The following is a 10,887-nucleotide window of genomic DNA, read 5'->3' as shown; positions in this document are numbered from 1 at the left end:
TTAAGTGGAGTGACCAGCCTAACGCCCGAGGCTCAAAGTAAAAGCCTGAATTACCGCTGCTTAATCAGTGTCAGCCGCCCAAAAACATTGGAATTACCAATGCCGAAAATAGGTAATTACCACCTTTTTTTCAGCGCCGTGCGACCTCCACCGGCAGGCATTGCGTATGCGTACCCGGTTGCAGATAGGGCGTGAGAATCGGCGCCATGCCCTTGAGCACCTGCACGGGCAGCGCGGAGGTGAACGTGAAGGCCTCGGCGGTGCGCCCGGGCACGAAAGCGGTCAACGTACCGAAGTGGCTATCACCGATATAGAACACGAAGGTGGCCGTGCGGTTGATCGACTTCGAACTCAGAATCCGCCCGCCGGAACCAATGGCTTCGATGCGGTTATCCCCGGTCCCGGTCTTGCCGCCCATCGCCAGGGGTTTGCCATCGGGGGTGATGAAACTGCCGGAAACACGTTTGGCGGTACCGGCGTCCACCACTTGCGACAAGGCCTCGCGCATGGCCGTGGCCACTTCGGACGGCATCACCCGTTTGCCGGCGACCGGGTCATTGATCAGTTTGGTTTCGTATGGCGTATTCGCCGCGAAATGCAGCGTGTCGATGCGCAATGTCGGCATGCGCACGCCATCGTTGAGAATGGTGCCGATCAACTCGCCCAGCGCTGCCGGGCGGTCGCCGGAGCTGCCGATGGCGGTGGCCAGCGACGGCACCAGGTGATCGAACGGATAGCCGACTTTCTGCCAGCGCTGGTGGATGTCGAGGAATGCCTCGATCTCGAGCATGGTGCGGATACGACTGTCGCGGGCGCCCTTGTGCTTGCTTTTGAACAGCCAGCTATAGACTTCCTGACGTTCGAACTGGCTGGCTTTGACGATCTGGCCCCACTTGGCGTCAGGGTTGTTCAGCAGGTAACCCATCAGCCACAGGTCCAGCGGGTGAACCTTGGCGATAAAGCCCTGGTCCGGCAGGTCGTAGGTGCCGGGGCTGTAGCTTTCGTACAGCCGTTGCAGGCGTTCGTCAGTGAGTTTTTCAGTGAGCTTGGCGCCTTTGAGGTGCGAGCGCACAAAGGTGTTAAAGCTTTCCTGGCTGGCCTGTGGCAGCAGATACCGGTGCACTGCCGCCAGGCGGATCGGCGTCGGGCGCATGCTATCGAGGAAGGTGTCGAGCCGTGCCTGGGTGTCCTTGTTTTTGTACTTTTTCCAGAACTTCAGCAGAAACGAAGTGCCTTCTTTGTCGGCGAAATCGGCCAGGTATTCCTGACGCCGGGGATCGCGGTCGTCCTTGAGCAGTTCGGCACTGTTGTTGGGGCCGGAATAGGTGGTGTAGCGCACCAGGTCGCGCATCAATCGAATGAATGGCAGGTTGATGGATTCACGCAGGGCATCGCGCAGGGTCGGTATGCGGCCGTTGTCTTCCTTGCGGAAGTTATGGAACACGTGCAACCCACCACCGGTGAAAAACGCTTCACCGGGGCTCGCCGAGTATTTGCGATCCAGCGCGGCACCGAGCATCGCCGGCAGGTTGCGATCCTTGTTTTCGATCAGGTAGTCAACCGCCCAGCGGCTCAGGCGGTCCTGCTCGGGGACATCGACTTTCTTCAGTTCCGGGATGCTCATCCCAGCGTATTTATCGTGCAGTTCCGCCATGATTTGCAGGTAGGTGGTGAGCACACGCATTTTCGCGGTGGAGCCCAGTTCCAGCTTGCTGCCTTCGTTGATGTCGAACGGCTGGTCGGTGCTGTCGGTCTGGACCCGCACGCGCGCGCCGTCCGGCGTCAGTTCAAACAGGGTGAAGCTGTAGCGCACCTGAGTGGTACTGGTGGGGGTGAGCAGGCGTTCGCCCATCAAGCCGATCTGCGTGGCAAACGCCGGGTCGGCCAGATGCTTGAGGTACTCGGTGGCCTTGGTTTGCAGGTCGCCTTGCAGGGTGCTGGTGGCGGACAGGTCGAGGCGGTCGAGGTCGTATAGCGGACGATTGAGCAATCCGCCCAACCGGCTGCGCGCCACACTGATGCCTTTGTTGGTTTCGATCGGCTGAATGGTCGGCTGGGTTTGCCAGTCGCGGTAAGTCACCTTGCTGGCCAGTGCTGCTGTCGCGAAAGGCGCATCGATCACGTTGTTCTGGGCGAGCAGGCGAATGTGGCTGTCGGTGAGGTCAGCCAGTTCATCACGGCCCTTGGTCAGGTAGTGGGAAGGGCGACGCTGGGCAATCATCAATGACAGGATTTCACGCAAGGCCAGACCTTTGGCGGCCATCGTCTTTGGATCGGTGGCAGGGCTGGCCAGCGTTTCGTTGGCCTTGTCGAAGTCGGCGCCGTACCAGACGCGCAACCCTTCAGCCATGCCATGCACTTCACCGTGGCCAGGCACGGCGGAGAGCGGCACGCTGTTGAGGTAGTCGCGGACCACATTTTTCCGGGCCTCGAGGGTGTCCGGACCTGCCTGATAGGCCCGCACGGTGGCGGAGATCATCTGCCGGATCTTTTCCGCACCCGACACCGTCAGGCCATCGGGCGAATGCCGATACTTTTCAAGCTGTGTCGCCAGGGTACTGCCGCCTGCCGATTGACCCGGCAGGTGAATCAACTTGGCCACCTGCGACCATGCGGCCATGCCGAAGCGCGGCCAGTCCACGGCGGGGTTGGCCAAGGGTTGCTTGGGGTCAAGCAGAAAGCGGTTCTCGATGAACAGCAGGCTGTTGACCACCACCGGCGGGATCGCATCAAAGCTTGAATAAAGCTGTTGTGGGTATTTGAACTGGTAAAGCGGCATCGCGCGACAGTCGGTGATCGACAGGCCGGCCTGGATTTTCTCGGAGTAGGGCACGAAAAGGCCCTTGCCGCTGTAGTCCATCAACTTTTTGGAAAAACGGGTTTGGGCGGCAATCACGTAATCGCGCTTGAGCAGCCGGGGCAGGAACTCATCCAGTGAGCTGTAGCCCAGACGCAAATCAAAAGGGCCGGCGCCAGGGTAACGAATGGCATCGCTGGGGCCTGGTTCCAGGGAATAGCTCAGGGAGGCGGCAAATTTGCTGACTTCGCGGGATTGGAATTTCGAAGTGCGCATTTCCTTGGCGGCCGCCAGTCCCACGACAATCGCGATGATCAGCAGCAGCAACCAAAACGCCTTCCAGCCGTGTTTGACACGACGGGTGCGAGGTTTTTCAGGTGACGGCGCTTCATCCACACGTTCAGTCGGGACCACAGTTTTACTCGTATCGGTTTGCCACAAAGCGCCCATAGCCGATTGATCCATTCACGCAGATTGATCTGACTTGTCTGAAGCTTAGACGGTGGTTGGGGATGGTGAAAAAATTGTGCGTGCACAATTTTCCAATCTGTTTTGTTTTTTGTGGCGAGGGAGCTTGCACCCGCTGGGCTGCGAAGCAGACCAATAAGCGCAATGACGTTCTTTCAGATAATCCTTTGAACACAGAATTGCGACTGCTACGCAGTCGAGCGGGAGCAAGCTCCCTCGCCACAGGGGGTTGGTGTCTGAAATGGCTGAGCCAGACACGTCGCCGGGTAAATGCGGCGAAGGTCTGGGCATGACGATGCACCAATGCTGTGCAATACTCGGCGCCGTTTTCTGTCACGGGTGAAATCACTTTTAGCCAGTTAAACCCTCTCCGTAAAACCGTCTTTTGCCGAGAGTTGTGGCTGCATTTTGTGATTTATAGAGTGAAAACACCTGGGCAATGCTTTTTATACTGCACGTCCCGCTGATCCTGGAGGTTTTGTCCTACAGGACGGTCCTGCTCACGAAGCAAGGCCGGTTTCAGGCAAGCAATGGCTTATCGGTCAGCGCTTCGACACTCGGTGGCTATATCCAATAACAAGACGAGGATGTCCCTATGCCTGCTGGCAATCACCTGCCCCACGGCGAGACCGCTCAGGGCGGCCCGCTTAAACGCGAACTCGGCGAACGGCATATTCGCTTGATGGCACTCGGTGCCTGTATCGGCGTCGGTCTGTTCCTGGGGTCGGCCAAGGCCATCGAAATGGCCGGCCCCGCCATCATGCTCTCCTACATCATCGGCGGTCTGGCGATCCTGGTGATCATGCGCGCCCTCGGCGAGATGGCCGTGCACAACCCGGTCGCCGGCTCGTTCAGCCGTTACGCCCAAGACTACCTCGGCCCCTTGGCGGGCTTCCTGACCGGCTGGAATTACTGGTTCCTGTGGCTGGTAACCTGCGTCGCGGAAATCACGGCGGTAGCGGTGTACATGGGCGTCTGGTTTCCCGATGTGCCGCGCTGGATCTGGGCGCTGTCGGCGTTGATCAGCATGGGCACCATCAACCTGATCGCGGTCAAAGCCTTCGGTGAATTCGAATTCTGGTTCGCCCTGATCAAGATCGTCACCATTATTGCGATGGTGGTGGGCGGTATCGGCGTGATCGCGTTCGGTTTCGGCAACGACGGCGTGGCGCTGGGGATTTCCAATCTCTGGGCCCACGGTGGTTTCATGCCCAACGGCGTGCAAGGCGTGTTGATGTCCCTGCAAATGGTGATGTTCGCCTACCTTGGCGTCGAGATGATCGGCCTGACCGCCGGTGAAGCGAAGAACCCGCAGAAGACCATCCCGGATGCCATCGGCTCGGTGTTCTGGCGGATCCTGCTGTTCTACGTCGGCGCGCTGTTCGTGATTCTGTCGATCTACCCGTGGAACGAAATCGGCACCCAGGGCAGCCCGTTTGTGATGACGTTCGAGCGTCTGGGTATCAAGACCGCCGCCGGCATCATCAACTTCGTGGTGATCACCGCCGCACTGTCGTCCTGTAACGGCGGCATCTTCAGCACCGGACGCATGCTCTACAGCCTGGCGCAGAACGGCCAGGCCCCGGCCGGTTTCGCCAAGACCTCGAGCAACGGCGTGCCGCGTCGCGCCTTGCTGCTGTCGATGGGCGCATTGCTGCTGGGCGTGTTGCTCAACTACCTGGTGCCGGAGAAGGTCTTCGTCTGGGTCACCGCGATTGCCACCTTCGGTGCGATCTGGACCTGGGTGATGATCCTGCTGGCCCAGCTGAAATTCCGCCAAGGCCTGAGCGCCAGCGAACGTGCCGGCCTCAAATACAAAATGTGGCTGTACCCGGTCAGCTCGTACCTGGCGCTGGCGTTCCTGGTGCTGGTGGTCGGCCTGATGGCGTACTTCCCGGACACCCGCGTGGCGCTGTATGTGGGCCCGGCGTTCCTGGTGCTGCTGACGGTGTTGTTCTACGTGTTCAAGTTGCAACCGACCAATGTGTCGCAAGGTGCGGTGCATTCGGCTTCGTAAGACGTAACGTTTGAAATGCAAAAAGCCCCGGTCGAGATGACCGGGGCTTTCTGGTTTCAGGCGATTGCGTTTTGCGGTGATCGTGTCAGGCGTTTATTGAACTCCAGCCAGACCGCCAACAACCCCATCATCCCGGCCCCCACCAGCGCGGTGAAAATCTGCATGGCAAACGCATCGTCGGTCAGGGCGTTGACCATGTCGGCCAACGGCGCCAGCAACACGCCGAGGCAGAACACCTCCAGCGAATAACGCCCCATGCGCGAGCATTGCCGGGCCAGCCAGTGTTGCGTCCAGCCCGTGTCCGGCAACAGTTTCGCGGTGACATACGCCAGGGCCAGAAAGTGCAGCAGGCGCACCGGCGACAGGTCGGTCTTGCTGATTGGGTACAGCAGATTACTTAGCAGGGTTGGCATCACGGCATCATGTATTTCCGGCCAGCGCCAGGACACGGTGATCACCCCGGCCAGCACCGCATAGATCGCCGCACCGACAAACAACGGCTGGCGCAGCAGCGGACGCGTCTCGGCCGCCCGGGGCTTTTGCCCGTGAATCGCCGCCGCGCCACCGAGCACAAACAGCAGTTGCCAGGTGACAGGGTTGAAGTACCACACGCCGTCCTTGATCGCGGCCAGGTTCCAGCCAAACGAAGGCGCCAGCAGGTAAACAGTCAACGACACCGCCACCACCGCCCACGCTTTGCGCACCAGCATCGGCAGTACCAGCGGCAACCCGGCCAGCAGCACGATGTACAGCGGCAACGGGTCCATCAGGTTCGGCTTGAAACGCAACAGAAGTTCATCCGTCAATGCTTGCTGCGGGTTGCTGATGAAGTGGTGCAGGCCCATTTCCTCGACCAGATCACGGGTTTCCACATGGCTGTTGGCGAAAAACACGATGCCCATCAGCATCGCCAGCAGGAAAATGTGCACCACATACAGCACCCAGGCGCGGCGCAGGATTTTCACGCAGGCGATCAGATAACCGTCGCGCGCGAGGATCTTGCCGTAGGCCAGGACCGCCGCATAACCGGCCAGGAATACAAAGATTTCCGCCGCATCGCTGAAGCCGAAATTGCGCAGGGTGATTTGACCCAGGGGGTTGTGGGGCACGTGATCCCAAAAAATGAAGATCAGCGCCAGGCCTCGGAAAAAGTCGATTCGGTGATCGCGTTCAGTCGTCATGGCGGCGGGCTCTTGAACGGTTTTGAAGTAGGAGCGAACGGCGCCACAAAAGGTAGCGCGCCGCACATCGGCGGCGCGCAGGGTGCCGTGATTCAAGGGTAATTGCAAAAGTCCGGGTATTACCGAATGTCTCTGAGCATCGTCGAACGATAACCGCCTGTCTAAAAGACGCGCGGCCCCGCGATCTCTGGCTACCGTCGGGATTCAAAGCTTTATCGATTGAAGGCGGAAATCCAATGAGGCGCCGGCATGAAGATCCGCGATTGGCTCGACAAAGAACTCGCAGGCCGTCAGGTCTGGTTGCTGTTTCTTCTCGCGACGCTGCTGTATGCCCTGCCGCTGATCCTCGCGGATTACCCCTACATCGATGACAATTGGCGCTCCCTCGCCGCCGGTGCGGCGTGGACGGAGGAGGGCCGCCTGTTCGCGCAATGGTTCTATTACCTGCTGACCTTCAGCGGTGCCGCGCCCAATATTTTTCCGTTGCCCCTGTTGATTGCCACCCTGGCCATGAGCGCCGCCCTGACGCGCCTGACGTTCCACTATTTCCCCGAACCGACGTTCGGCCATTGCCTGGTGTTGCTGCCACTTTGGTACAACCCGTTTTTCCTGCAAAACCTGTCGTACCAATACGACGGCCCGACCATGGCGCTGAGCGTGGTGGCGGTGATCTACGCGATCACCTTCCGCAGCCTCTCACGCGTCCAGCAACTCACGGTTCCGGCACTGCTGATCGCATTGGCCATCGGCCTTTATCAGGTCAGCATCAATGTGTTTCTCGGGCTCTGTTGCCTGGAGCTGCTGCGGGGCGCCAACGATCGATTATCGTGGCCCGCGTGGTGCCGATTGCTCGGCTGGAAAGTCGCGCAGTTGGTGCTGGCAGGCTTGATCTATTACGCCACGGCGTTTGCCTGCATGAGTCAAACCCGCACCTCGATGTTGAACGGTGCGGCCGCGCCGTTGCTGCAAGTTGAAATCAATGCCGGCCGGGTCCTGGAAAAAGTCGTGTTGCTGTTTCATGGCGGGTTCGCCTGGGTGTATGGCGCGCTGTTGTTGTGCGCCATCGCCGGTGGTGTGTGCGTGGGGCGGGGTGTGCTGGCGCGGTGGGATACGGGCCTGCACAAAGCGGTGATCGGTATCGCGTGTCTTTTAATCCTGCCGGTTTTGCTGTTGCTGGTACCCGGCGCCTCCTTGTTTTTCCGCGACTTCAATGAAGGCGCCCGAACCTTGATGGGCTTTGGCGTTGTCCTGGTTTTATTGTTCTACCTGAGTCATCGGGTGCTGGCTTCATTGCATGGAAAGCTGCCCTTGCTGTTGTTGATCCCGCTGTTGGCGACGCTCTCGTTGTCCTTCGCTTATGGGCGAGTGCTGACCTTGCAAAAGACCTTCAGCACCAACGCGCTGTACGCCTTGAGTGCCGACATCGCCTCCCGCCCCGCATTGCGCAACGCCAAGCGCATTTACCTGTCGGTCAGTTATTCGGATCACTGGCTGGTGGCCGCCGCCGGGTCATTCAAGCAACTGCCGGTGTTGCACTACCTGTTGAACATCGACTTCTACATGCTCGCGGAAAACCTGCCGAAAACAGGCATCACCAACGTGGTCAGGGAAAAGGAACGGCGCAACGCCACGTGGGTGGGGTACCAGGGTTATCCACCGCTGGTGGACAGCCTGTTCTATCGCATTTATCTGCTGGGGGATTACGGCTTTATCGTCATGAAAGAACCGCCCCGGGTCACCACATTGCAGTGGTAATCGACCGTTGGTCCGGGGGTGAAAAATGCCAGCCTTGCTGCGAGGCTGGCATACGGAGCCGCTCTTACGCAGCGGCCACCTCATTAGGCTCAAAACTGTCCGCCCGCGCCATCTGCCACATCCGCGAGTAAAACTCGCCATTCACTTCACCGGTGAGCAATTCCCCCGGTTTCAGGAACACATGCAGCTGCGAGAACAACTTGATCTCGGTCGCCGACATGCGTCGTACCAGATGCTTGGCCGACAACTGCGAAGGGTGATCGAGACCGGCCGCCGCCAACATTTCAGCCAGGGCCTTGAGTGTGTTGCGATGGAAGTTGAACACCCGCTGGGCCTTGTCCGGGACCACCAGTGCGCGCTGGCGCAAGGTGTCCTGGGTGGCGACGCCGGTTGGGCATTTGTTGGTGTGGCAGCTTTGCGACTGGATGCAGCCGATGGCGAACATGAAGCCGCGTGCCGAGTTGGCCCAGTCGGCACCGATGGCCAGGACGCTGGCGATGTCGAAAGCGCTGACGATCTTGCCGCTGGCACCGAGTTTGATTTTGTCCCGCAGGTTCAGGCCGACCAGTGTGTTGTGCACGAACAACAGACCTTCGCGCATCGGTACGCCGATGTGGTCGGTGAATTCTACCGGCGCGGCGCCGGTGCCGCCTTCCTTGCCGTCGACGACGATGAAGTCCGGGAGAATGCCGGTTTCCAGCATGGCCTTGGCGATGCCCATGAATTCCCACGGGTGACCGAGGCAGAACTTGAAGCCCACCGGTTTGCCGCCGGACAGTTCTCGCAGTTGCTGGATGAAGTGCATCAGTTCGATCGGCGTGGAAAACGCGCTGTGCCGCGACGGCGAGATGCAGTCTTCGCCCATCAGGATGCCGCGGGTTTCGGCGATTTCCTTGGTGACTTTGTGCTTGGGCAGAATCCCGCCGTGGCCGGGTTTGGCGCCCTGGCTCATCTTGATTTCGATCATGCGTACTTGCGGGGTTTGCGCCTGGGCGGCGAAGCGTTCCGGGTCGAAGCGCCCGTCAGCGGTGCGGCAGCCGAAGTAGCCGCTGCCGAGTTCCCAGGTCAGGTCGCCGCCGTTTTCCCGGTGATAAGCACTGATGCTGCCTTCGCCGGTGTCATGGGCGAAGTTGCCGAGCTTGGCGCCCTGGTTCAACGCACGAATCGCGTTGGCGCTGAGCGAGCCGAAGCTCATGGCCGAGATGTTGAACACTGAGGCCGAATACGGTTGCGTGCACTGCGGGCCCCCGACGATCACGCGAAAGGCGCTTGGATCGCTCAACGGCGCTGGGCGCATCGAATGGCCGATGAACTCGAAGCCTGATTGATACACATCGATCAGTGTGCCGAAGGGCTTGTCGGCGCTTTCGTTCTTGGCGCGCGAATAGACCAGCGAGCGCTGGGCTCGGGAGAAAGGCAGGGCATCGCTGTCGGATTCGAGCAGGTACTGGCGGATTTCCGGACGAATGCCTTCCACGAGGTAACGAATGTTGCCGAGGATCGGGTAGTTGCGGCGCACCGCGTGGGGGCTTTGCAGCAGATCGAACAGGCCGATCAGGCTGAGCACGCCGGTGACGGCGGTGATCGGCCAGAGCCAGTCGTATTCGAGGAAAGGCAGGCTGGCTAGGGTGAAAATCACGCAAGCGGCAAAGAAGGCGTAGCGGCTCAGGAGTGACAGGCTCATACGGTTTCCTTGGGGTCGGACTCGGTTGTGGCCACAGAGATCTCTGTAGGAAAGCGGTGTATCAGGCATTCTGCGCTTGCAGAAAAATCGAAAACAGCTCGGACTGGGATTTGATCCCCAGCTTGCTGTACATGTGTTTCTTATGGACTTTCACGGTTTCCACGGAGATTTCCAGCTTACGGGCGATTTCTTTACTGGAGCAACCGCTGAGCATCAACCGCCCGACATCCAGTTCCCGAGCGGTCAGTTGCGCGCCTTTGAGTTGCTGCACCGACGCTTCCAGCTGTACGCGCCAGTCGGGTTGCGGTGGCGACGGCGCGAGGGCCACGACTTCGTTGATTTCATAGGGCAGGCGTTGGCGCAACAGGCCCAGCACCCACGGCTGGATCAGCGACAGCAAGGCTATCTGCTGGCCACTGAAACGTTGCTTGCTGCCCAATGACAGGCACAACGTACGGTCGCCTTCGAGCTGGCAATTGAACTGGATTTCATCAGCGACCACATTCAGACGAAAGTAGCGCTGGTAATACTCGGTCAGCTCGAAGTGTTCCGGCGCCACTTCCGACAGGCGATAGAGGCCGGTGCGCGACTGCTCGCGGCACGCGATGTAGAAAGGGTCGAGCAGGTACAAACCGCGCAGGTAATCCTGAAACAACTGATCCGGGCTGCCGTCCTCGCCCGGGCATTCGGCGAACACTTGCGGGTGCTGGTCGGCGCTGAAAAGCAGGGCCACCCAACTGTCGAAGGTCACGTACTGATCCAGCAGACGCACCAGTTGCGTCCAGAAATTGGGCTTGTCCAGGGCATCGATCAGTTGACCGACCGAGCGGTGCCAAGCGATGTCGTCCAGCGAAAGTGTCATGCCTCTACCCCTATCGGGTTACCCCAGCGGCGTGATTCCCCGGCCGCTGGCTTGCTGCGCATACTGGCGCACAGAAACCGGCCGGGCAATCTTTCTGCCGCCCGGCCTCCCCAAGAACAAGGA

6 protein-coding genes are annotated in these 10,887 nt (G+C 59.8%); 2 read left to right on the top strand and 4 right to left on the bottom strand.

What is annotated here, in order from left to right; all coding sequences use genetic code 11:
• Nucleotides 1–130: 130 nt before the first annotated feature.
• Nucleotides 131–3,247, bottom strand: a complete 3,117-nt coding sequence (locus J2X66_RS15630; RefSeq protein WP_310265849.1) for a transglycosylase domain-containing protein — start codon at nucleotides 3,245–3,247, stop codon at nucleotides 131–133.
• A 613-nt stretch (nucleotides 3,248–3,860) separates the two neighbouring features.
• Between J2X66_RS15630 and J2X66_RS15625 the strand changes: the two genes are divergently transcribed.
• Entirely contained in the window at nucleotides 3,861–5,282 is a 1,422-nt protein-coding gene (locus J2X66_RS15625) for an amino acid permease (protein WP_310265847.1), read from the top strand.
• A 56-nt stretch (nucleotides 5,283–5,338) separates the two neighbouring features.
• On the opposite strand, the gene J2X66_RS15620 is transcribed toward J2X66_RS15625, so the two are convergent.
• Entirely contained in the window at nucleotides 5,339–6,463 is a 1,125-nt protein-coding gene (locus J2X66_RS15620) for an OpgC domain-containing protein (protein ID WP_310265845.1), read from the bottom strand.
• 249 nt (nucleotides 6,464–6,712) lie between these two features.
• Between J2X66_RS15620 and J2X66_RS15615 the strand changes: the two genes are divergently transcribed.
• Nucleotides 6,713–8,218 (top strand): glucosyltransferase domain-containing protein, encoded by a 1,506-nt coding sequence (locus J2X66_RS15615; protein ID WP_310265843.1) that lies wholly within the window; start codon nucleotides 6,713–6,715, stop codon nucleotides 8,216–8,218.
• A gap of 64 nt (nucleotides 8,219–8,282) precedes the next feature.
• Here the strand turns inward: J2X66_RS15615 and J2X66_RS15610 are convergent, their stop codons facing one another.
• A complete protein-coding gene (locus J2X66_RS15610) occupies nucleotides 8,283–9,902 on the bottom strand; it encodes an FMN-binding glutamate synthase family protein (protein ID WP_310265841.1) in 1,620 nt (539 codons plus the stop codon).
• A gap of 61 nt (nucleotides 9,903–9,963) precedes the next feature.
• The gene (locus J2X66_RS15605; protein ID WP_027922800.1) at nucleotides 9,964–10,764 is read right to left on the bottom strand and encodes a LuxR C-terminal-related transcriptional regulator; all 801 of its coding nucleotides are present in this window, start codon (nucleotides 10,762–10,764) and stop codon (nucleotides 9,964–9,966) included.
• Nucleotides 10,765–10,887 lie beyond the last annotated feature (123 nt).

Source organism: Pseudomonas sp. 3296, from assembly GCF_031456615.1.
Classification (GTDB): Bacteria; Pseudomonadota; Gammaproteobacteria; order Pseudomonadales; family Pseudomonadaceae; genus Aquipseudomonas; species Aquipseudomonas mucoides.
Note: the sequence above shows the minus strand (reverse complement) of the source record. Positions and strands in the feature narration are given on the sequence as shown.